This window comes from Vibrio algarum (genome assembly GCF_028204155.1).
Taxonomy (GTDB): domain Bacteria; phylum Pseudomonadota; class Gammaproteobacteria; order Enterobacterales; family Vibrionaceae; genus Vibrio; species Vibrio algarum.
The window spans coordinates 1,309,588-1,333,211 of sequence record NZ_JAQLOI010000003.1; the positions used below are offsets into that span (position 1 = coordinate 1,309,588).

General features: G+C 40.0%; 19 protein-coding genes and 1 pseudogene. 11 read left to right on the plus strand and 9 right to left on the minus strand.

Annotation, left to right across the window (positions count from 1 at the left end; translation table 11 throughout):
- Positions 1 to 74: 74 nt before the first annotated feature.
- Positions 75 to 1,310 (minus strand): molybdopterin molybdotransferase MoeA, encoded by a 1,236-nt coding sequence (gene moeA / locus PGX00_RS21345; RefSeq protein WP_272140367.1) that lies wholly within the window; start codon positions 1,308 to 1,310, stop codon positions 75 to 77.
- Between the two features lie 281 nt (positions 1,311 to 1,591).
- On the opposite strand from moeA, the gene folE reads away from it, so the two are divergent.
- Positions 1,592 to 2,245, plus strand: coding sequence for a GTP cyclohydrolase I FolE (gene folE, locus PGX00_RS21350; RefSeq protein WP_272140369.1), 654 nt, complete (start codon positions 1,592 to 1,594; stop codon positions 2,243 to 2,245).
- Between the two features lie 72 nt (positions 2,246 to 2,317).
- Here folE and PGX00_RS21355 read toward each other — a convergent pair whose 3' ends face one another.
- The 3 genes from PGX00_RS21355 to PGX00_RS21365 form a co-directional block, all read right to left on the minus strand.
- Positions 2,318 to 2,494, minus strand: a complete 177-nt coding sequence (locus PGX00_RS21355) for a hypothetical protein (protein WP_272140372.1) — start codon at positions 2,492 to 2,494, stop codon at positions 2,318 to 2,320.
- An 87-nt stretch (positions 2,495 to 2,581) separates the two neighbouring features.
- On the minus strand, positions 2,582 to 4,936 hold the full coding sequence (locus PGX00_RS21360; RefSeq protein ID WP_272140374.1) for a fatty acid cis/trans isomerase: 2,355 nt from the start codon (positions 4,934 to 4,936) through the stop codon (positions 2,582 to 2,584).
- 147 nt (positions 4,937 to 5,083) lie between these two features.
- On the minus strand, positions 5,084 to 6,517 hold the full coding sequence (locus PGX00_RS21365; RefSeq protein ID WP_272140376.1) for a methyl-accepting chemotaxis protein: 1,434 nt from the start codon (positions 6,515 to 6,517) through the stop codon (positions 5,084 to 5,086).
- A 300-nt stretch (positions 6,518 to 6,817) separates the two neighbouring features.
- Here PGX00_RS21365 and PGX00_RS21370 point away from each other — a divergent pair, with 300 nt between their 5' ends.
- The 3 genes from PGX00_RS21370 (at position 6,818) to PGX00_RS21380 (ending at position 9,020) form a co-directional block, all read left to right on the plus strand.
- On the plus strand, positions 6,818 to 6,946 hold the full coding sequence (locus tag PGX00_RS21370; protein WP_272140378.1) for a hypothetical protein: 129 nt from the start codon (positions 6,818 to 6,820) through the stop codon (positions 6,944 to 6,946).
- Between the two features lie 155 nt (positions 6,947 to 7,101).
- Entirely contained in the window at positions 7,102 to 7,689 is a 588-nt protein-coding gene (locus tag PGX00_RS21375) for an acyl carrier protein phosphodiesterase (RefSeq protein WP_272140381.1), read from the plus strand.
- A 56-nt stretch (positions 7,690 to 7,745) separates the two neighbouring features.
- The gene (locus PGX00_RS21380) at positions 7,746 to 9,020 is read left to right on the plus strand and encodes a DEAD/DEAH box helicase (RefSeq protein ID WP_272140383.1); all 1,275 of its coding nucleotides are present in this window, start codon (positions 7,746 to 7,748) and stop codon (positions 9,018 to 9,020) included.
- Here PGX00_RS21380 and PGX00_RS21385 read toward each other — a convergent pair.
- Complete coding sequence (locus tag PGX00_RS21385) at positions 9,017 to 9,766, minus strand: TetR/AcrR family transcriptional regulator (protein WP_272140385.1); 750 nt, start codon at positions 9,764 to 9,766, stop codon at positions 9,017 to 9,019. The two genes, PGX00_RS21380 and PGX00_RS21385, sit on opposite strands and share 4 nt — an antisense overlap.
- A 156-nt stretch (positions 9,767 to 9,922) precedes the next feature.
- On the opposite strand from PGX00_RS21385, the gene PGX00_RS21390 reads away from it, so the two are divergent.
- From PGX00_RS21390 to PGX00_RS21400, 3 genes are read left to right on the plus strand one after another with little or no spacing between them, the layout of a single operon-like run.
- Positions 9,923 to 10,993 carry an efflux RND transporter periplasmic adaptor subunit gene (locus tag PGX00_RS21390; RefSeq protein WP_407702405.1) on the plus strand — a complete coding sequence of 357 codons (1,071 nt, stop codon included), beginning with the start codon at positions 9,923 to 9,925 and terminating at the stop codon, positions 10,991 to 10,993.
- A complete protein-coding gene (locus tag PGX00_RS21395; protein ID WP_272140387.1) occupies positions 10,993 to 12,069 on the plus strand; it encodes an efflux RND transporter periplasmic adaptor subunit in 1,077 nt (358 codons plus the stop codon). The genes PGX00_RS21390 and PGX00_RS21395 overlap by 1 nt, the downstream gene beginning before the upstream one ends.
- Positions 12,066 to 15,125: an efflux RND transporter permease subunit gene (locus PGX00_RS21400; RefSeq protein WP_272140389.1), complete on the plus strand. Its 3,060-nt coding sequence runs from the start codon at positions 12,066 to 12,068 to the stop codon at positions 15,123 to 15,125. The genes PGX00_RS21395 and PGX00_RS21400 overlap by 4 nt, the downstream gene beginning before the upstream one ends.
- Positions 15,126 to 15,304: 179 nt before the next feature.
- On the opposite strand, the gene ltaE is transcribed toward PGX00_RS21400, so the two are convergent.
- Positions 15,305 to 16,312, minus strand: a complete 1,008-nt coding sequence (gene ltaE / locus PGX00_RS21405; RefSeq protein WP_272140391.1) for a low-specificity L-threonine aldolase — start codon at positions 16,310 to 16,312, stop codon at positions 15,305 to 15,307.
- Between the two features lie 28 nt (positions 16,313 to 16,340).
- Positions 16,341 to 16,856, minus strand: a complete 516-nt coding sequence (locus PGX00_RS21410) for an NUDIX hydrolase (protein WP_272140393.1) — start codon at positions 16,854 to 16,856, stop codon at positions 16,341 to 16,343.
- Between the two features lie 288 nt (positions 16,857 to 17,144).
- On the opposite strand from PGX00_RS21410, the pseudogene PGX00_RS21415 reads away from it, so the two are divergent.
- The 3 genes and pseudogenes from PGX00_RS21415 to PGX00_RS21425 all read left to right on the plus strand — a co-directional run bounded on the left by PGX00_RS21415 (position 17,145) and on the right by PGX00_RS21425 (position 21,207).
- Positions 17,145 to 18,807 (plus strand): annotated as a pseudogene (locus PGX00_RS21415) (ATPase RavA domain-containing protein).
- Positions 18,808 to 18,816: 9 nt separating this feature from the next.
- Positions 18,817 to 20,262: an ATPase RavA stimulator ViaA gene (gene viaA / locus PGX00_RS21420; RefSeq protein ID WP_272140395.1), complete on the plus strand. Its 1,446-nt coding sequence runs from the start codon at positions 18,817 to 18,819 to the stop codon at positions 20,260 to 20,262.
- Positions 20,263 to 20,520: 258 nt separating this feature from the next.
- Positions 20,521 to 21,207 (plus strand): MaoC family dehydratase, encoded by a 687-nt coding sequence (locus tag PGX00_RS21425; RefSeq protein ID WP_272140397.1) that lies wholly within the window; start codon positions 20,521 to 20,523, stop codon positions 21,205 to 21,207.
- 188 nt (positions 21,208 to 21,395) lie between these two features.
- Here PGX00_RS21425 and PGX00_RS21430 read toward each other — a convergent pair whose 3' ends face one another.
- Positions 21,396 to 22,214 carry a phosphate ABC transporter substrate-binding protein gene (locus PGX00_RS21430; RefSeq protein WP_272140399.1) on the minus strand — a complete coding sequence of 273 codons (819 nt, stop codon included), beginning with the start codon at positions 22,212 to 22,214 and terminating at the stop codon, positions 21,396 to 21,398.
- A gap of 161 nt (positions 22,215 to 22,375) precedes the next feature.
- On the opposite strand from PGX00_RS21430, the gene PGX00_RS21435 reads away from it, so the two are divergent.
- The gene (locus PGX00_RS21435; RefSeq protein WP_272140401.1) at positions 22,376 to 22,735 is read left to right on the plus strand and encodes a DUF3024 domain-containing protein; all 360 of its coding nucleotides are present in this window, start codon (positions 22,376 to 22,378) and stop codon (positions 22,733 to 22,735) included.
- A 46-nt stretch (positions 22,736 to 22,781) separates the two neighbouring features.
- Here the strand turns inward: PGX00_RS21435 and PGX00_RS21440 are convergent, their stop codons facing one another.
- Positions 22,782 to 23,591, minus strand: coding sequence for a helix-turn-helix domain-containing protein (locus PGX00_RS21440; protein WP_272140403.1), 810 nt, complete (start codon positions 23,589 to 23,591; stop codon positions 22,782 to 22,784).
- Positions 23,592 to 23,624: the final 33 nt, after the last annotated feature.

The following is a 23,624-nucleotide window of genomic DNA, read 5'->3' on the forward strand; positions in this document are numbered from 1 at the left end:
CTAGCTGTTTACGGCAATATGTTCGATAGGTAAGCCACCACCGTTTTTACTCGGTAGCGGCCAAATTAGAAGTATTAGTATTGAGTGTGATTAAAAGGCTGAATTTGCACGGTTTCACCAACTTCAACACGGCCTCTTTCATGCTCCAAAATCACAAAGCAGTTAGCGACACTCATTGAAGTAAATGCTCCAGAGCTTTGGTTTCCTGCACTTTCGACCTCGAATTTTCCATTCTTTACAGTGTAAACCCCACGCTGATAGTCTGTTCTTCCAGGTTTTTTCTTAAAGCTTGATTGTGTTGTCGCAGGTATAGATTGCGGTGGCTGCCAATCAGACTCTCCTGCTAATTTTGCTAACAGAGGTTGCACTAAAACATAAGTTGTTAGTGCTGCTGATACTGGGTTTCCTGGTAGTCCACAGAACCATGCTTTTTCTAGCTGACCAAAAGCAAAAGGCTTGCCTGGCTTGATGGCTATTTTCCAAAAACTAACAGAGCCCAGTTCGTCTAGAATGTCTTTCGTATAATCGGCCTCACCAACACTGACACCACCGGAGGTTATCACCACATCGGCCTGTTCTTGAGCAAGGTTAAACGTTTCTCGGAGTTGCGCTGGGACGTCGGGAATGATGCCGAGATCGATAGCCTCGCAACCAAACTTGTCCAGAAGGATTTTTAGCCCATAGCGATTACTATCGTATATTTGCCCTTCTGCTAGTGTTTCACCCAATGGTCGAAGCTCATCACCTGTGGAAAAGAAGGCAACTTTGGGTTTGTTAAATACGGTTAAATGACTGATCCCTAGCGAGGCAATCATTGGAATGTCTCTAGGTGTCAGGCGAGTACCTTTTTTCAGTACGATATCATTGGTATGTATATCGTCACCTATAGGGCGAATATTATTACCTTCTTTGATGTCCATACCATTAAACTGAATACCGCTATCGGTCACTGTTGTGTCTTCTTGCATTACAACAGCGTCACACCCTTGAGGGATTTTTGCACCCGTCATTATTCGAATGCATGTTCCGTTGGGCCACTCTCCTTCAAAGGGTTGCCCTGCGAATGATTTTCCTGATAGTGGCAAAATGTTGGTTGCTTTAAGGTCGTTGCGCTTGATTGCGTAGCCGTCCATTGCTGAATTATCAAATGGAGGAACATTAATAGGGGATAGAACATCTTGCGCTAAAACAAACCCGACGGTTTTTTCTAATGAAAGGGATTGAGTAGACTTGACAGCAGTAATACTTGAAAGCATCTGTTCTATAGCATCATTGATTGGCATTAGGCCAGGAGCATCACAACATCCCATAATGAATCCTTATTTATCATTATTAAATTATGGCGGGAACAATAACATATATCTTATCTGGGCTATAGACGACCACCTCCACAAAACAGCAAATTTCCATTGCGAATATGGCGGTGTGAGCCCTTAATGCGATCTAAGAGAAAGCGGAATAGGTTTTATCGAATAGATGACTATCTACCTGAACCCATATAGATAAATGTTGCTGTAATTTTTTATGATTCCGAGTATGCTTACGTGCCGTAAATCGGGGTTATTGGACGTTGTAGAAAGTAGGAGAGTATATGTCGGGGATTAGCGAATCAGCACAATTAGTAAAAGATGCGCTAGAGCAGAGAGGACTCGAAACTCCAATGCTGCCTGATCAGGTAAGCCGAGAAGAGAAGAAAGAGCGTATCGAATATCATATGAGCGAAGTACTTAAGTTGCTCGCGCTTGACCTTAATGATGATAGTTTAGAAGAAACTCCAGCTCGCATAGCGAAAATGTATGTAGATGAAGTCTTTTCTGGTTTGGACTATAAGAATTTCCCTAAGATCACGGTGATAGAAAATAAAATGAATGTAAGTGAAATGGTAAGGGTAAAAGATATTACCGTCACTAGCACTTGCGAACATCACCTTGTTACTATCGATGGAAAAGCCGCTGTGGCATATATTCCCCGGGGTAAGATAATAGGTCTATCTAAAATTAATCGTATTGTGCGATTTTTTGCACAACGTCCTCAGGTTCAAGAGCGAATGACCCAACAGATATTAGTGGCTTTGCAAACGTTACTAGAATCGGATGATGTTGCAGTTACCATGGATGCCACGCACTATTGTGTGAAATCTCGTGGAGTGATGGACGCAACTAGCGAAACCACAACGACGGCATTGGGTGGGATATTTAAATCAAATTCGGCCACAAGACACGAGTTTTTATCGGGTTTAAGATAACGTAACGTGAGAATAAAAAGAAGTCCCATCAGTGTTGTTTCTGCTGGGACTCTTTATTTGTATCTTCATAATCTATTCATCGTAGTAATAATCTTCCAGTGCATAGGGATCATCGTCCAGAACGTGTTCCATCCGTCCCCGTAGTTGCTCTAATTGATATTCGAGCATGTTCATCATATCAACATCACCTTCTGAGCAAGCAACATAAATTTGTTGCTCTAGATCTTCAATTTTTTCTCGCATGTTCATGTTTACCTCCTTATTTGGATTTCATGACCACATTACGAGAGTTGCTTGCTGATAGTGGGCAACAAGCAACTTATCTCAATGGAGAACTTAACGATTCTCAAATCGATTATAGTCTAACAATCCGAATTCGACAGGCTGTTCCTGTTTATACCATTGATGAACTAAATCGCTGAAAGGCCAAAATTCAGGTGAACTCCGTCGAATAGCGAAACGATCCAATAACTTGACGTAATCTTCTTCATTCTGCATAGAACTGAGCATTTGATAGAGTTTCGGCACCTCGTCTTCTTTCAAGCGCCAAAAAGCGGCTGGATAACTTCCGATAACTCCACGAACAAGTGTTAAATCATCTTGTTCAGGTGTCCGGTTTTTCTCTTCATTGAATAGGCTACTAATATTTTTGTGTGCGTTGTTTCTTAGTAAGGTGAAGAGTTGCTTATTACCATCTTCTGCCTCAATCATAATCATACTGATTTGAGGTAAGCTATCTTCAGAAAAGCCGACAATGTGATCAAATTTATTTAATATAGCTTCAGTTTCTGGTTTAAAGCCTGTATTAACGATATTAAACCGGTCGTTGAGTACGGGGTTTAATTCAACTTTTATCCTATCAAAAAGCTCTGACTTGTAATTATCCGTTTTATATATGACACCTGATGGCTGATCAAAAGGTTTAATGTTACGAGTGAGGAAGTTACTCATATGCTCACTTTGGTCTTGATACCACGAATTGAGCTCTGTATGTCGGACATCTTTTGGTAGTAGGCTTAAAAAGTTACTTTCACCTTCTAATCGTAAAAAATCCATGTAGAGGCGTGTAACGAGTTGATGACCAAAGTTTCCATAAACATCAAAACCAGCGACAAGAAGGTAATGAATACGTTCTAATAATGCATAATCGATAATCCAAGCTGTTTTAGGCTTTTGACCAACGAGGCCTTGAACTACAGAGGCACTGTCAAAATGCCTAAATACCGTGAGTGCGGCATTAGGGTTTACTTCGGCGCCATTCCAGATAACACCAGTGGTGAGATGTTCCCCATTAACAAACCATTCGTTAGTAAAATCAGATTTTGCTTTTAGATAACGAGCTTGTTGCTTTGAGTACGATATCCAGTTTGTAACAGGGGCTATAATTGTTTCTTTTTCTCCTGGCAACTTAAGGTTTTGTTTCTGCGAAGTATAAAATGCATTGATTTCAGGTACATTTGCTTTTACTGGGTCTACGAAAAACACCCAGAATCGGTCATTTATAACATTAAGAGCAAGCTGTCCACGACATACCGGCCCCTTGATGAAGGCCATAATCGTATTTTGAGCGTTATCAACCAGAAAATTGAAACGACTCTTAACTGGAAGTTGAACGAACGCCGTCATCGGGTTAGCAGAAACCTCAACCTCGTAACTAGGTAGGTTACTGACAGTGTATTCGGATTCTACGAACCATTTTACCCAATTGTCATAGCGTGAGCTATTAAGAGCGTATGGCATGTGAGTTTTATCAACAGTCGTTCCTAACTCAGGTATTAATCGATAGTAAACGCGCTCTACCGAGGGGTCATCGTAGGGTCGACGAGTTGATATACGTTCAACCGGTTTACCTGGTGGCGTTGATGAACGAACTAGGTTGAAGAATCTAGGTTCATTGTTTATATCGGAAAAGTAGAGATGGAAAAGATATAAATGCTCGTATAAATAACGGCTACTCAATTGAGTCTTTAAGTCACTTTGATTGAAAAATGTTTCCCACTTAGCAATCTGTTGCTGTTCTTGATGCGTGATAGGTTTGTTTGCTGACATCAATGCGCCAGTTTCTAACCAGTTCATTAGTGTTTTAAACTCACTGCTAGAGAGGTTAGGCATCCCAAACGGCATTCCCCAATTTGGATAGTCTTTTTGGTAACTAGCGTGCTCTTCGACAGTAGTGCATTGCTCCGTTCGATATATAGAAAAATCAAAACCTTCTAGTTGTTCTTGTTGTGGTAACGGAAATTCTTCTTTCTGAAGGAGCATCTTTGCTATTAGACTTGCTTCAACATTAGCCTGAGACGTCTGGTTTCGTTCGTTTAACACCGGATGAAAATTAAAGTCTCGCCATTCTTGGGTTGTTTCTGCATCTTCAAATAAGCGGGTTGGTGTGGTTGCAGTGAGCCTAGTGCCATTATAAATTTTGTTTTTGCTACCACCACGGTCGATACCTTGTGTAGAAGACATTTTCAATTGGCACGGGGCGTCATAACAGGCGTGGCAAACTACGCAACGGCCATCGATGACTGGTTTTACATCTTGAATATAGTGTTCGGCTAGTGCTGTACCGTAGGGCACTTCACGTTCCCTAACAGATTCTTTGCCAAATAGTTGGTCAAAATTAATGCCTGCGTAAGTAGCACAACCAGAAAAAATGATAACGCTAATAAGAGCGATTAGGTGGCGAGCTTTCATTGATTATCCGTATCATTATTTGTTTAACAAATTATAAGATGAATAAAGCAATTAATGGAATAGTTTACATAAACAAAAGGGCTTATCGATATATGGTAAGCCCTTTAATCAAAATTACTTAGGTAATAACCGATTGCAGTAGCGTTGTTAGGCAGTTTTATAACCCTTTAAGACCTGATTAAGATTATTAGATGCTTCAGTTAATTCTGATATACCTTGAGCTGATGTTTTTGCAACATCTCGTATTACGTCTGATTGAGTTCTAATGTCACTTAACTCACTGGCAATATCATTTGCTACAGTGCTCTGTTCGTCTGCAGAGGTTGAGATATGTACGCTCATCTCCATGACCGCGCGAGCTGATTCTGCGATAGCTACGACATCTTCTCCAATACTAGAGATAATCTTGTTGCTGGTATTTGCTTGTGCAACAGTATTTTCTGTTTTAGATGTGATGAGGCTGGTCTCGGTTTGTAGCTTCTCGATGGTTGATTGGATTTCTACTGTTGCTTGTTGCGTGCGACTGGCTAGCGTTCGTACCTCGTCAGCAACAACTGCGAAACCACGACCATATTCGCCTGCACGAGCGGCTTCAATTGCCGCATTTAAAGCCAATAAGTTGGTCTGTTCAGATATCGCATTTATAGTGGTGATCACGTCGTTAATTTGGGTTGTGCTATCTGCAAGTGTTGCTACTGATGTAGAAGATTCTGAAATAAATTGGCTTAGCTGCTCAATTTCGGATATGGCTTCCTGAACACGCTGTTGGCTAGCCTGAACGTATTTTTCATCATTTTCTGAATGCTCTGCTGCTTGCTTAGCGATATTCGAAACTTCTAATGCAGAAGCCGTCATTTGTTCCATCGCGGTTGCTACAGAGTCGAGTGACGAGTGTTGATAGTTAATTTGTTCTTGGCTTTGGGTCGTTTCCGATGCAAAGGAAGCTGCGGTTACCCCTAAGGTGTTGGAGCTTTCTTTGACGACTTTAACTAGGTTGGATAATGTGTCCATTGCCTCATCTAAAGCACATCCAATTGTTCCAAACTCATCTCGGCCTGGGTGGAAGCCTAAGCGAGAAGTAAGATCTCCTTCAGCAATTTTAGCGGTAGTCTGCCAAAGCACCCAAAGTGCACCAGTCAAAAACGTCGCAGTCCAATACAAAACCAGAGCGATAGGCAATAACCAGATAAAACTGAATAGGAATGAACGAAATGCATCCTCTTTTTCTGCTTGAACCGATGGCGGTACCGTTTGAGTCAGTGTTGCATATTGGCCATTAGCCAACCGAGCAGAAGCTGTAATTGAGCCATTTTTGAAAGTAGCTTCGGTCGGTGCGCTTGAAATCGATACATTTGAGAGGTTCATTTGGCTATCTGGTGACATCACTTTTGCCATGCCACTTACTTGTGCCTGAACCACGTTGATTGCATTATTTTCGATAGAAGCTAACGTTTGATTATATCTACCCAAGCCAGTAGTAGTTAGAGCTATAAAGAATAGAATAAAAATAACCCAAAACTTATCGTTGATGGACATCTTGATAAATAGTCTGTCTATCAAACGAAACGGTATCTCTTTCATGTTGGCCTCGTTACTGTAATTTAAAAATAGTATCTTTCGAATTAGATTCTAGATGATAAAAAGATAAACACCCGACACTTTTATGCAAGAAGATGTCGATTATGTTGTGAATGTGTGACCTGAATCACTATATGGCTTCCTTTCGTAATGTTTAAATTTAGAACAATAACTCTAGGCAAACGGTTGCATTTGACGGGGAGCAAGTTTTTAGAATGAGTGGTTGTTTATTGTTAGGTGTTATAAAAAATCTGTCATATAAACGTGGTATCTCTATTTATAGAAGATAAAGAGGCAAATGTTATGGAAGATAAAGATTTAGAAATTGATAATTTGGAATGGCTGGATGCCCTAGAAATAGGCTTTGACCTATCCGACTATGAGTTGGAAGAAAACCTCGTTGACGAAGCGCTGGTCATAAATAGTAAATAATTGTTTTAGCGTTGGGTAAATTAGCCCCCTAATTTGAGGCCAGTGACGGCTATCGTTGCTGGCTTTTGTGTTTGTGGGTAACAGACTTATACTTTGTATTTTTATTTCTGTTAGTGAGATACTTTATTTTTGTCCTTTTGCAAATAGAGTTTTGAATGAATTTTTTAGCACACATTCACATAGCAACAGTATGCAATAGCGACATTGCAGGCAATTTACTGGGTGATTTTGTCAAAGGTAACCCTATTGGCCGTTACCCTAAAGAGATTGTTGATGGCATCTTATTACACCGTTTTGTTGATAAATTTACCGATCAGCATGAAATTTCTAAGCAGGCTCGAGTTTTCTTTTCTCCCCATTTACGACGTTTTTCTCCAATAGCGATGGATCTGTTCTGGGATCACTGTTTGGCGAATGACTGGTCACAATACTGCGAGGATGATTTGCATGAATTTTGTCAGATTGCAGAACAAAACGCCGTAAAACCCAATGTCGTACTACCTGAAAGGTATTTGCACGTAACGGAAATGATGTGGAGAAACCATTGGTTAGCCTCTTATCGTAATATAGAGAATATTGAATTTGCTTTAGAACGAATGTCTCATCGCAGTGATAGGATGGCACCGCTTGCAGAGTGTTTTCAAGATATCAACGCACACTATCAACCACTGAGGGCGTTATTTTCGGAGCTGTATCACGATGTGCTGAAAGCGAGTAAGGAAAAAACACGCCAACTAGCATGATAGATACAATCGTTATCTGTTACAATCCTGACCCAAATTTCTAAGAGCCTATTGTTATGTCTGAATCCCCTATCTCTTTTTCTAAATTGAATCTTAATCAACAACTTGTTGAAACTCTAGCAAGGCTTGGTTTTGAACAGCCTACTACGATTCAAGAAAAAGCGATCCCTCACATTCTTGAAGGAAAGGATGTGTTGGCTGGAGCACAAACAGGCACGGGTAAAACGGCGGCTTTTGGTTTGCCTATTATTCATAACTTAATGATGGATGCGTCAGCTGAAGATAGAGAAGCTTCTGGAAAGTGGATCAGAAGTTTGATTCTGGTTCCAACCCGAGAATTAGCACAACAGGTGTTTGATAGTCTTGTAAGTTACAGTGAAGACTGTAATTTACACGTGGTGGTGGCCTATGGTGGCACAAGCTTAAATGTTCAGCGGAGTAATCTTAGAAACGGTGCAGATATTTTGGTTGCTACCCCAGGACGCCTGCTTGACCATGCCTATACGAAAACAATCGATTTAAGACGCACAGAAACGTTAGTTCTTGATGAAGCTGATCGAATGCTCGACATGGGCTTCTTACCTGATATTCAGAGAATACTGAAAAAGTTACCTGCTAAAAGACAAACTCTGTTTTTCTCTGCGACCTTTCATGACAGAGTGAAAAAACTCGCTTATCAAATATTGACCGATCCAGAAGAAGAGCAAGCGACGCCGTCTAATAGTACAGCAAGTACCGTCACTCAGATTGTTTATCCGGTAGATCGTAAAAGAAAAAGTGAATTGCTTGCTTACCTGATTGGTTCTCGTAATTGGCAACAGGTATTGGTTTTCACTAAAACCAAACAGGGTAGTGATGCTCTTGTTAAAGAACTCAAGTTAGATGGTATAAAAGCGGCATCAATAAATGGTGATAAGAGCCAAGGAGCGCGACAAAAAGCGTTAGACGATTTTAAATCCGGTAAAATTAGGGCTCTGATTGCAACCGACGTAGCGGCGCGAGGAATTGATATTCAAGAGCTTGAATGTGTGGTGAATTTCGACATGCCATACAAAGCTGAAGACTATGTACACCGAATTGGTCGTACTGGTCGTGCTGGCAACACAGGTTTGGCTGTCTCATTACTGATGCGTGACGAGGAGTATCTATTAAAGGCCATTGAAAGCCTTCTAGATGAACGCTTACCTCAAGAATGGCTTCAAGGGTTTGAACCTAGTTTAATTGAAGAATCTGAATCAGAGCGCCCAAGAAAAAGACAAAAACGCTCTGCAGAAAAACAGAAAATGAAATCGAAGCTCAACATCCACAGAAATCGTGGAAAACGAAGCTAAGAAAACTTATGAAGCTCGTCTCTGCATGATTCTGGGTTAGAAAAATCGCAAGCAATGGGTAATAGCAGATCTTTTAGGTTTGAAGGCTCAATATAGTCTTGCGGTTTTATATTAAGGTCATTGATCATCTTTTTATTGAAAAGCTTCCAATGTTTTAGCAGGGCGTCGTCCCCGCTACAGTTCTCTTTTTCCCATACGATATTCAGTAATGGTTTTAAGCTAATAGCGGCATGAGAATTGTAGATTACCTGCCATTTGATTTCCCAAAGATCGACTTGGTGTCCAGGGTTTTGTTTGTTGTGCTGCTCTACACTATCTTGGATTATCTGTTCAAAATCGCCCGAAGTATCCATAAAATAGTCGAAAAACTTACCCTCTTGCCTAATTGCATCGGCAATAAATTGCAACGGTTGAGGGTTCACTAGCATATGTGCCATCAATTTCATTGTGAAATGGTAAAGTATAATATTGGCGGGTTTATCTTCGGGGAATTCTCCAATAAGACCTCTGATATAGGTTTGCATATAACTACTCAGGATATCACTCACGGTATACCAGATTGTTTCTTTGCTACCAAAGTGATGCCGGATCAGGCTGTGAGATACGCCAGCGGCCTCACTAATATTTCTAAGTGATACCTTTTCATACCCTTGTTCACAGAACATTCTTCCAGCCGTCATCAGGATCAACTGCTTGGTTTCTTCAGCAGTTTGCGCACATCTCCTACCTTGTTTTCTATCATTCATAACGTCTTCCCACATTGCGATAGTGCATTCTAATCAATATTGGTTTTTCAGTCACCTAAATTTATTATACGCATGTAAAATATATATTGATTTTACGATAAATAAACATATACTGCACGAGTGTGTAGTATAAAATTATTATGATGGAGAAAAAAGGTGACTATAAAAGCCTTTATAACAATGCTAAAGCTCTCGACGATTGCAAGTATGGGGTTGCTTTTAACAGGCTGTGAGCAAGCCAATTCAGAAACGCAAAATGATGTGATTAAACCGGTTAAACTCTATCAAGTCCCGAGTATATCGAGCAGTGGCTATGACGTCTTTTTAGGAGAGGTTGATGCAGGTGATCGTTCTCAATTGTCTTTCCAAGTACCTGGAGTGATCGAACTTTTGAATGTTAAAGAGGGGCAAAAGGTTTCTCAGGGCGAAGTGCTTGCGGTACTCGATGACACAGATTACCAACTCGCTGTTGATGCATCACAGGCGCAATTTGATTTGGAAAAAACACGCTTAGAACGCAACAAGCAACTGTTTAATAAAAAATTGATTAGTGCCGATGCATTTGATCAATCAGAGACGGCCTTTAAAGCAGCAGATGCCAATCTAGAGGAAGCAAAAACCGATCTTCAATATACTCAAATTACGGCCCCTTTTAGTGGTGTTGTGTCTCTCAAGTTTGTTCAACCTTTTCAATATGTTTCATCTAAACAACCTGTACTAAATATCATTAACAATGAAAACTTAGATGTAAACATCGTTATTCCTGTTCCTTATATTGATAAAGCGGGGATACATAGCTTACCCAATCGTGAATATGCCGTTATCTTTGATATTAACAACACTATTGTCATACCTGCTCAGTTTAAAGAAATGTCGACACAGCCCAATGTGGATACGAACAGTTATAGTGCAACGGTCACTATTGTCCGCCCAGAGTCTTTTAATATTCTTACAGGGATGACAGGGCAAGTGTTGCTTAGCAACAATAAAAAAGAAAATAGGTTTTCTATCCCTAATGATGCATGGATTGTGAAAGAAACGGCTAAAAGTAAGGTCTGGAAGTTTAATCAAACCACACATATTGTCGAAAGTGTTGAGGTTGAATTAGATGAATTTGGCGCTGTGGTTGCTGGTTTAAAAGCAGGAGATCAGATAGTTGTTGCAGGTGCACAGAATTTAAAAGAGGGTCAGATGGTTAGACCTTGGACTCGCGAGGGTGGTATTTAATGCACATTCAACATTTATATAAGGCCGCAGTGCTACTGTTTGCATTGGTTGTATTGCAAGGGTGTGGAGAAGATACAGTCACAAAAGAACGTAAAGCGCTTACTGTCTCTACATTTGAAATCAGCGCGCCTCTTATTAACCAGTTTAGAAATTTTAAAGGTACCGTTTCACCCGCAGATTTAACCCCTTTATCTTTTAGAGTGGAAGGTAAACTCGAAGCTATTTTGGTTCGTAAAGGTCAACAAGTAAAAAAAGGAGAATTATTGGCAAAGCTTGATACAAGTAAACTTCGTCAACAGTTAGCTGATGCTCAAGCCCAATATGAGCTCACGGTTAAACAGCATAGCCGTGGTAAAGATCTGCTTTCTAGAAAAATGGTCTCACAATCTGAATTTGACGAGTTAACGGCAAGCAAGCAAATGGCTTATGTGAATTTTCAGATAGCTAAAAATAACCTTGAATACACACGTTTGATTGCACCTTTCGATGGTTATATTTCTGAGGTTCCGAAAAAATCGTTCGAAAACGCAAGCCCTGGTGAAGAAATTTTGAGCGTTTACCGAGGCGATGTTGTGCGAATCCGAGTGGCTGTTTCTGACGCCGTTCTTTCGATGATAAACCCGGATAATGATACAAATAATTACCAGATTAAAACTCGCTTTTTTGGTGATGATCGTGAATTTATATCCACATATTACGAGCATTCTAACGAGCCAGCACAAGGTAGTAACTCGTTTGAATTTTGGCTAGAAATGGATCAGGTTGAGCCAGCGATATTACCAGGCTCGAGTGCGAGTTTAGACGTGGACCTTGTGCAAGCAGGCCTTAGAGTCCTACCTGGTTATCAAATTCCGATGACAGCGTTAGATGCAGGTGTCAGAAAGAATGAGTTCTATATTTGGAAACTTGAAAACAACACCGTATACAAACAGCCGGTAAACATTATCCAAATTAATAGCGTTGGAGCGGTTGTGGCTACTGGAGTTACAGCGGGTGATGTCATAGTTAACTCTAATCTCAGAAAAATGCGTGAGGACGCTGTCGTCGCTATAGCTAACAAGGAAGAAGTCCAGTGAGCATTGCAGAATATTCAATAAAAAATAAGGTTATCAGCTGGTTGTTCTTTGTCATTCTGGCGATTGGTGGTATTCAAAGTTTCTTTGGTTTGGGACGGCTTGAAGACCCTGCGTTTACGATCAAAGATGCGTTGGTTATTGCAACTTATCCTGGTGCAACATCTACAGAAGTAGAAGAGGAGCTCACGTATCCGATTGAAAAGGCGATTCGTCAGTTACCTTACGTAGATAATATAAAGTCGATTTCATCCGCTGGTATGTCGCAGATTACTGTCAGCATGAAAATGAATTACGGTCCTGATGAGCTTCCACAAATTTGGGATGAGATGCGTCGTAAGGTTAATGATTTACAACCTATGCTGCCTTCTGGTGTAAATTCGCTTCAGATCATTGATGATTTTGGTGACGTATACGGTGTCATGATGATGTTATCGGGTGACGGTTATGATTATGTCGAGCTGAAACGTTACGCTGATTTATTAAGTCGGGAATTAGAATTAGTGGAAGGTGTTGGCAAAGTAAGTATTGCCGGTGATCAACAAGAATACCTGTACGTGGAAATGTCTATAGACCGTTTGGCTTCACTTAATTTGGATTTTTCTACCGTTATTTCGCTTCTTTCACAGCAAAATAGCGTAGTGAAAGCTGGCGAATTAATGATCAATGGGCAAAACCTCACTATTCGCCCTAGTGGTGACCTTAACTCTGTTGAGTCGTTAGAAAACTTAATTATTCACGGCCGTGATACGGGCAACCTAATCAGATTGAGAGATGTTGCGTCTGTTCGAAGAGGAATTCAGGAAAAACCTGAAAATATTGTTACCTTTAATGGAAAAACAGCGATTACACTAGGTGTTTCTTTTGGATCTGGTGTGAATGTTGTTGATGTTGGCAAGTCTCTTGACGTTAAGTTAGCCGAGCTAGAGAATATCAAGCCTGCAGGATTAGAACTGAGCTACTTTTACAACCAATCCTTAGAAGTCGATAAATCAGTTAAAGATTTTATCGTCAGCCTTGCTGAAGCAGTCGGTATTGTCATTATTGTACTGCTATTTACCATGGGTCTGCGTAGTGGCTTGATTATTGGTATTGTCTTGTTGCTTACCGTGATGGGGACATTCATCTTAATGAAGATGAATGACATCGAACTTCATCGAATATCACTTGGTGCTCTGATTATTGCACTTGGTATGTTGGTGGATAATGCAATTGTCATCGTAGAAGGAATATTAGTAGGTCTTAAAAAAGGTCGAACGAAACTTCAAGCTTCAAAAGATATTGTTAAACAGACGCAATGGCCACTATTAGGCGCGACAGTCATAGCAATTACAGCTTTCGCTCCTATCGGCTTGTCAGATGATGCTACGGGTGAATTCTTAGGCTCTCTTTTCTGGGTACTGTGTTATTCGCTATTCTTAAGTTGGATTACAGCGCTCACACTTACGCCTTTCCTTGCCGATCTTTTCTTGAAAGATGGAGAGAGTAAAGAAGGTGAAAATACAGACCCGTACAAGGGTGCGTGGTACCTGATTTTTGGGTCGTGTTTAAAGTTTGCCCTGCGTTTTAGATGGCTAACAGTAGCGGGTATGGTGACATTGCTTGTTACCGCTGTTATTGGTTTTGGTAACGTTAAGCAGCAATTTTTCCCTGCCTCTAACACGCCTATGTTTTATGTAGACATGTGGATGCCTGAAGGTACAGATATTAGAGAAACAGCTGTGCAAGCGACTGAAATAGATAGTTTTCTGCGTAGTTATGACGAAGTGGAGTTTGTTTCATCCTCTGTTGGACAAGGTTTACCGCGTTTTGCATTAACTTATGCACCAGAGAAAAGTTACGAGGCTTATGCACAATTTCAAGTGAGAGCAAAAGATCGTGAACAGATGTTTACTTTGCTGCATAAGTTAGATGACCAACTAGCGGTTTCATTTAACTCGCCGACTTTTCAATTTAAGATCATTGAATTTGGACCGTCTCCAGCATCCAAAATTGAAGCTAGAATTACCGGGCCGGACCCACAAGTCTTAAGAAATATTGCCGCTCAGGTAGAAGATATTCTTTCTGAAGATCCCGGTTCTCGGAATATTCGGAATGACTGGCGCGAAAGAACCAAAGATCTAGTGCCTTTATTCAACGAATCAAAAGCTCGTCGTATGGGCGTGTCCAAGGAAGATCTCTCCAATACATTGCAAACTGCTTTTGGCGGTTCAACCATCGGTTTATTTAGAGATGGTACGCAAATGATACCTATCATGGTTCGTTTACCTGAAGACGAACGAGTTAATTTTGATACGGTGCAAAACCTTGGTATATGGAGCCCTAGTCAGCAGGCTTATGTACCTATCGAACAAGTGATTGATGGAATTGATCTAGATTGGTCTGAACCATTAATCATGAGAAGAGACAGAAAGCGAACGTTGACTGTGTTAGCCGATCACGATGTTCTTGGTAACGAAACGCCTGCAAGTCTGTTTGCCCGTATTCAACCTAAAGTGGAAGCGTTGATATTGCCAGAAGGCTATGAGTTAACTTGGGGTGGTGAATATGAGTCATCTAAAGATGCTCAAGAGTCTCTATTTAGCTCGTTACCTATGGGATATTTATTGATGTTCATCATTACTATTTTCCTATTTGGTTCAGTTAAGAAATCATTAGTGATATGGGTTACTGTCCCACTATCTATAATCGGGGTTTCGGTGGGGTTATTAGGAACAAATATGCCGTTCAGTTTTACTGCCTTCCTTGGTCTTCTAAGTTTAAGTGGGATGATTCTAAAAAACGGTATTGTACTTTTAGATCAAATTAATATTGAGCTAGAAGAAGGGCGCGATCCATACGAAGCCATTGTACACAGTGCAATTAGCCGGGTTAGACCAGTAAGTATGGCCGCAATCACAACCATTCTTGGCATGATACCACTCGTGTTCGATGCTTTTTTCGGTTCGATGGCAGTAACCATTATGGCAGGATTAGGTTTTGCTACTGTACTGACGCTTATCGTAGTACCTGTGATGTTTGCGATTCTATTTAAGATTAGAAGCCCTAAACTAACTTAACGAGGCAAACGAAAAAATAGAGCCCAGCAGAATTGCTTCTACTGGGCTACTTAATGAATTAGGAACGACTATTAGGAAAGGAATAACCCTACAGCCCTGTTATTTTCACTGCCTTAAACAGGGCTTTTTTTTTGAATATCTAAATACGCACTAACGTTCGCAATGCTACTTATCTTCTGCTAGTTACACAGTTCCGACAACTTCGCTATTAATGTGTCGACATCTTCTGTTGAAATATCTTTATGCGTGGCAAACCTAACGGGGTTCGTCGCTGTAATGATTATGTTTTCTTTTGCTAACTTGTCAGCTAGTAGGTTTATATCCACGCTGTCGTCAATTTTTGCGAATACTAAGTTAGTTTGAACGTAATCAGGGTTGATGTTAAACAATTCAATTCCTTGCAAACCAACGGCTAACCTTTTTGCGTTTGCATGATCAGTAGCCAATTGCGTTACTTGCTCTGTTAACGCTAGTTTTGCGGCGGCTGCTAAAATACCGGCTTGACGCATACCTCCACCCAGCATTTTTCTCACTCTTCTTGCTCTAGCAATATATTCTTCTGTACCAAGGAGTAAGGAGCCAACTGGAGCGGAAAGGCCTTTAGACATACACACAGTAATAGAATCAAAATACTGTGTGATCTCTTTAATATCGACATTTAGAGCAACGGCAGCGTTATAAACGCGAGCGCCATCTAAGTGCAATTGTAACCCATGTTCGTCAACAAAATTGCGCGCTTTTTGTAGATAGGCTAGGGGTAAAACTTTACCATTGATGGTGTTTTCTAGGCTGAGTAATTTAGTTTGGGCAAAGTGAAAATCGTCGGGTTTGATAGCCATACGGAGCTTATCGAAACACAGTGTGCCATCTGGGTTATTTTCCACTGGTTGTGGTTGAATTGACCCTAAAACCGCAGCTCCACCTGCCTCATATTTAAAATTGTGTGCCTGTTGGCCACACAGGTATTCATCTCCTCGCTGGCAGTGTGCCATCAAACCCAGTAAATTTGCTTGAGTGCCCGACGTTGTAAAAAGAGCCGCTTCAAATCCATGCCTTTCAGCTGCCCATTGTTCCAAATCATTAACAGTAGGATCATCACCATACACATCGTCTCCAACTTCTGCGTGAGCCATTGCTGTGCGCATTGCTTGTGTAGGTCTTGTTACCGTATCTGAGCGAAAATCCATATATATCCTTTCCAACTGATAGTTGTTATTAAATGTAGCCACAAAGCCTTGCTTTAGACAAGCAAGCTATAGTTTTAGAATCATTAATTTTTCCGTCAATAATCATCTGTTCTACTTCTGAAATAGTAAGAGAGAGAACCTCGATTATTTCGTCATCATCACACGTTAATCTGGATGTTTTGTTAAGTTCTTTAGCGATATAAAGGTGTTGTACTTCATCGCAAAAACCTGCAAGAGGAATTAGCTCGCCGATGTATTGGAAATGATTGGCACTGTAATGGGTTTCTTCTTCTAATTCACGCATAGCACAATCCAACGGCAATTCTCCGGATTCTAATGTCCCGGCAGGGAGTTCGTATAACCAATCATTTATAGATGGGCGAAATTGTTTAAGCAAAAGGAGGTTACCGTTTGAAAATAAGGGCAATATCACGGTAGCGCCGGGATGCGTAATCGTTGTGTGAGTAACTTTCTTTTGATTGGGAAGTTCGATGTCACTCTCTATGAGTGAAAGTTGCTTCCATTTATGAATCAATTTAGACATATTTATGTTCTTTGGGCCATATAGGTGCTTTTGCATAGTGATAAGTGAAAACAATAATCTCGAAAATAATTGGGATAGATAGCTGCTATCATCCTACGTCACCAGAAATTCTGTCGCAATACAGAAGTGACCAATGGCACATTTAGCAACTATAACATGTGTAAGGTTGCCAGTTGTCTTAACGAATTATAGACAATACATATTTTTTAACGATACTGTGTTCTGTAACGTAACAGTTTAATAACAAATACATTCAGTTTTTTCTGAGTAATTATTTACGGCTTATCTATGACAACATCCTTAAGAGCATCTCATGCTCAAAAAGCACTGCTATCAGAACGAATCAATAAATTGGTCAAGGCCCTTTCTTATGGTGTATATGAAAGAGAAGATACGATAAAACTGTGCTTGTTAGCAGCATTATCTGGAGAGAGTGTTTTCTTATTAGGCCCTCCGGGAATAGCCAAAAGCCTCATTGCAAAGCGTCTAATTCAAGCTTTTGATAATAGTAGCTATTTCGAATATCTCATGACTCGGTTCTCAACGCCTGAAGAGGTTTTTGGTCCATTGAGTATTCAAGAACTTAAGGACAATGGTCGGTATGTTCGTTTGACAGAAGGGTATTTGCCTCAAGCCCAAGTGGTTTTTTTAGATGAAATCTGGAAGGCAGGGCCTGCCATACTTAATACGTTACTTACCGTAGTAAATGAAAAAACCTTTAAGAATGGTAATGAAATTCAACAAGTACCAATGCGATTGCTTGTCTCGGCTTCGAACGAACTACCTGATGAAGACAGTGGTTTAGAAGCACTCTACGATAGAATGCTAGTGCGTATCTTTGTTAATCGAATTCAAAATAAACAAAATTTTAAAGCGATGCTGGTGACGGGGACTGAACAAGAAGCAACAATACCTGAAGGTCTTGCCATCACCGATGAAGAATATCATCTCTGGAAACGTGAATTAGACACTCTCGAACTCAATGATGAATGTTTTGAAAAAATATATGAGCTTAAAAACCTACTTGAAAAAAGAGGCGAAGAGACCAGTGTAAACACATTTGGTTCGGAGTTATATGTATCCGATAGGCGGTGGAAAAAAGCCGTTAAATTATTAAAAGCGAGTGCTTATTTTAACGGACGTGATTCGATTAATCCTCTCGATTCTATTACTGCTAAAAGACTGTCTATGGCATAGCCCTGAGTCGCGACAACTCGTTCAAGAGGTAATTGAGGAGTTTGCTATAAATTATGCCTTTGATCAGCATGTGATTGGACAGCAAATAACTGTATGCCGAGAAGGTTTAGCTGCGATACAAGATGAACTTGAATCCCAATTCAGTATCACTTTGGTTAATGAAGTGGCAACGGGTATTTTGCGCAAAGGTGGTTATAGCACCGATATTTCTAACGCAAAAATGTATAGCGTTGGAAATGCTAAGGGGTTATTAAAGCTCGTACTTTTACAAAGCAATATGTCCGTTAATGAGTCCGAAAAAGGAGACAGTCGCTGGATCTATGTCGCGAAAGATGAACTAGAAAAAGTGATTAAGGAAGGGGGCGGAGATGCTTACGGTTATGTTAATCAAAACAGTAACCTTTGCCGTATCCGATTTGATATGAATGTCTCAGATAGCTTGGTAGTCAAAGATATCGCGAATCGTTCTGTTTTAGCGGGCCTTGTGACTAATCAAGGGCTTGATTCTACTCTTTATGGCGAATGGTGCGAAAAGGCAGAGTCAGCAATAAAACAGCTGACAGAAGCTGAACATCATTTACGCAAAGTACGTTCTGATTTTCATGGTGCTCTACCGCATAGCTTTATTGATGACCGATTGCCCGCCAAAATGGAAAGCAGTTTACAATCGTTGATGGAAGATCTGGACAATATCAAATTAGATAGTGACAAGGTGACGCAAAGAATCAAAAGTTTGGACCAGTATTTTGCTTAGGGATAAACGATGTTAGGGGCTGATGGATTAAATCTTATTATGATGGTGGCGGAGTCTGGCATCATTGATACGGCAGTGAATGATCTCATTGGACGTTCTCAGGTTTTAATGATCCCACAAAATAGGGCCTTAAAAGCGTCGGTCAATAATCAGGTCACCAAGTGGCGTAATGGGGTAAAAAGGAAAATCACAAAAGCATGTGAAACTGAACGTTTGCTTACTGAGCTTAATCTTTATCAAGAGGTTATTTACTATGATGAAGAAACCTTTTTTGAAAAAGCCCCTGAAATTGTAAATCAACTGCAATGGCATTCTCCTTTCTACTCGAAAGCAAAAAAATTGTTAGAGCGAAACAAAGGTGTATATAACCCTATGTTTCCACACTACTTTTGCGAACAATGGTATAAAAGCCTTTCCAAAGCGATTAAACAGGCTGAGATAGCCGAACTTGAATCGGATAAAGAAAAATTTTTAGCGGATCTTTATCAACGTATTGAGACGATGCAAACTCTACAAAATGTTACTGAAGAAGGGGATGCCGTTAAGGTTGGTCGCTTGTGGGATATGGCGGCAGCTAAGCTTTCAAAAGGTGATGTTGCGTCGATGAAACGGTACGCAGAGTTTCTGAAAAAAAATGGTGACCTACAAGCGATTGCAGAGAAACTTGGGCGAATGGCAAGTGATGTGAGTGATCCTGATTTAGAGAAGAACCCAGCAGAAGAGTTAAAAATGGTCGAAGAAAAAAGCGACGAGGCCGTGGATGATATTGTTGGAATTCATGAAAGTGATGATCTGAGTCGGATGCTACCTAATGAAACGATGTTTTTAGCGTATCCTGAACTAGAAGTAATCTTTTATAAGCATCTAGTCGACAAGCGCTTGATGAATTATAAAGTGAAAGGAAAAGCCCGCAAACTTAGAAAAATCAAATCGCAAAAACCGGAAAATAGGAAAATCGACATCGAGAAAGGACCATTTATTATCTGTGTTGATGCCTCGGGCTCAATGAGTGGATTTCCTGAGCAGTGCGCTAAAGCGATGGCTTATGCTCTGATGCAAATTGCACTTGCTGAAAATAGGGACTGTTTCGTTATACTTTTTTCCACTGAGCAGATCACCTATGAGCTAACTAAAGCAGATGGTTTAAGAGAAGCCAGTGATTTTCTTTCGTACCAGTTTCATGGTGGTACTGATTTGGACCCAGTTATTATTAAATCGGTAGAGTTAATGACGGAAGGGCGGTACCGCAACGCTGATATGGTGGTTATCTCTGATTTTATCGCGCCTAAACAGCCAGAAGTTATCTTAGAAATGGTCTCTTCATTGCAATCTAAGAAAAATCGTTTTCATGCTATCAGTCTTTCTAAATATGGGAACCCACAGCTAATGGCTATGTTCGACCATTGTTGGAACTATCATCCAAATATCGTTGGTCGATTATTTAATAAGTGGTAGTGAAATAAGGTAGCTTCTATCACTGTATTCTTCGTTTACTATCATTTTTTGTATTAATATTGTAAACAATGTGTATGTTTTTTGTGTTTTCAAAAATATTAATAAAATAATGTTTTATTAGGTATCCAATTGTTATTAAATAAGATTAACTAAGTCAGAATACACCTGTGCGCTCGAAAGTGTTTGCATGAAAGTGTGAACAAGGTCAAAATTAAGCGTTACTGCTCGGTGAACGAGCTTCTATTTTCAGAGGTTTATATGAAAGTTGTTGATATTCTCAAGCACAGAGGAGAATCTTTGACCAAGCATCACTTGGAGATCAAAGAACTCATGTCGCCTGCGATTAGAGATTACTGGAGTGATCTTGTTAATAAAGCAAATGAAAGCCCTATACTGCATTGGTTTCGAGATCACTCAATGGTTCCTGCAGTTAATGAAGGGGTTAAACCAACCGATCAAGAAAGTTTCAATTTAAGTGATGAAGCTTTAGCGACTTTCAATGAACTTCATGAAAAACTAGATCAAGAAATTCATGTAGGTGATTGGGTACATATCGAACAAGAACGTATTAATTCTTTTGGTCAAGTGACTGAAGACATGCAATGGATTCACACTGATCCAGAACGTGCAGCAGAAGAGTCCCCTTTTAAAACCACAATTGCTCACGGTTTTTTGACTTTATCGATGCTTTCAAAAATGACGGATAGTGTTGATGCGGATAACCCTCTATTTCCTGCGGCTCGATTAGTGGTAAATGTGGGACTGAATCAAGTACGCTTTCCATACCCAGTAAAAGCCGGAAATAAGATTCGCACTCGAAGTAAGTTGTTAAAAGTAACGCCTATCAAGAAAGGTATTGAAGTCGAACGTGAACTGAAAGTAGAAATAGACGGAGTTCGTCGTCCCGGATGTGTTGTTATTTCAGTGGTTAGACTTTATTTTTAAGAGTAACTAGATTTCAAAAAAAGAGCTGTTTATTAACAGCTCTTTTTTGTTTCAGTGTCTCGTTCTAATTAAGTTTTTGAACTATATGAATGTGGTTCTTTAGGCATTAAGACATCGATATAGAGCTTCCAGCCTATTGTGTCCATCACATTCATGTACTGATTAGATACTTTTCTTATTTACTGGTACTAGTTCTTCGCTGGAATGTATCCATATTGCAAAATAAGTTCATTGGCGCGTTCTGATTTTAAAAACTGTATGAACTCTTTTCCATCTTTGCTAATGGTATCAGTTTTATAGAAAATAATGAAAGGTCTAGAAAGCTGGTATTTTTTATCACGAATGTTTTCCTGGCTAGCGGTTATGCCTTCGAACATAAGTTCTTTTACTGTGTTATCAACAGAACCATCAGAAATAAAACCTATCGCTTGAGGGTTATGATTGACGATAGTCTTGACCATACTATTGCTGCTAACGACGAGGTTAGTCGGGTTTATATCTGATACTTGGTGTTTATTTATTACACGAGTTAATCCAAGCAGTGATTCAAAACTTGAGCGCGATCCAGAAGATAACTCTCGAGTGACAACCGCAATAGGGAGATCGTCGCCACCTAGCTGTTTCCAATTAGTGATATTGCCTTTATATATATCGAAAAGTTGTTTGCGGCTAATGTCTTCAACTTTGTTTGCGTGGTTGACTACGACACCCAACCCATCATAAGCGATGGTTAATACGGTTAGTTGCTCTGAGTATTCACCTTCATTAAGGTAACGCGAACTCATACCAATTTCTGAAACACCTTTATCAACTAGGGTGATGCCGGCGGTCGAGCCTATGCCTTGGACAGCAATGTATGATGAGTCATGTGTGGCATTAAACTCATCAGCAATCACCTCCATGATGCGTGATACAGAAGTCGAACCTGAAATAGTAACTTGTTTAGCATTAGCAACTGGAAGTAAAACGGTCGCTGACAGCAGAGTCGCTAAAACAACACGAAACATAAAAACTCCTAAATATAAATAATTCCAGCGCAAATTGTATTTAAGAGGTATTACATTTTTATGAATGGGATGTAGTTTATACTTTTATTTGTAACTTTAAGTGTGTTTCATGAGATAGGGTTTATAGTTAAGTAGGCAGTAGTTTTTATTTGGTGTAATGCATGCATATATCTGAGATAGAACAATTTCGTCTAGAAAAAGCGGTTAGAGCCATGTGTTCAAGCCGTAATCAGAGCATCTTAGCTGAGATGGGAAAGGTACAATATGAAATATACAGTGAAGGTGTTATATTTTCTAAACTCTGCTTTTTGTTAGATTCATCTCACATAAACGCTGAGTTCCCAATCGCAAAACTAGAATATGATCACGACAAAAATTTGTGGAATTTGTACCTAGCTGAAAGAGAAGAAGGTAGCACGGAGTTGTTAGCGTGGATACCCTATCCAAAGTTGCAACCGAATGCAGAGTTTACTCATTTACTTAATGAAATAGAGTTGGATCCATACCAAATTATTTGGTGAATATCGTTAAGTGGATACTTAAAAGAGAACCTGACTGGTTCTCTTTTTAGCCCTTTTTAACATGTTGTCTAAACTCTTTTGGTGTCATACCCTGCACACCTTTAAAAGCTGTACTGAAGTGAGCAGCACTTTTAAACCCTGATTCTATGGCTATTTGTGCGATGGACTTGTTACTTAATCTCAGTTTCGTAGCCGCATGGTTTACACGTTTAATTTTTAAAATCTGAGAAAAACTTAAGCCCTCGGCGGCTAAACGCCTTTTTAGCGTAGCGATGGACATACCTAAGAAGCTTGCGGTCGATTCTAACGAAACATCACCTTCTATATTAATTTCTATAAAACCGATGACTTTCTCTGCAGTACCTTGGTCACATGCGCTGCGAACCATAGTTTGAAAGTTAGGTTCGATAGAAAGAATTTCGTATATTAGCGCTTGAGCTAAAGACTCCAACATGGACTCTGTGCTTGCACCACTATCTTTGGCTTTAAGCAGAATAGTTAGAATATCATTTGCGATTTCGTGTGATTCATTTAACGCATAGCTATGCACTTCACTGTCTGTTGTTTGAGCGATAGAAAGATGAAGATTGTCGCAAAACTGCCTAAATAAACTAGGTTCAAAGGTAATGATATCCGCATTGAACTTACCATTATCCGCATGCGACTCCAGAGCTCTTATTCGATCAGAGTGGTAAATAGTGAAATCACCAGCAGAAAGCGTTCTGGGAAGGTTTTCTTTGGTTTTGTAGGTTACCTGACCCTCTTTAACGAAAATCAGCCCACATTGAGTGGTTGGATAACGTGTTGCTTTGCGGGCAACAAAAATATCATGTTTATAGACTTTTATTCTCGACATAGACTCACATTGAATAATAGTAATAAGGTGCTA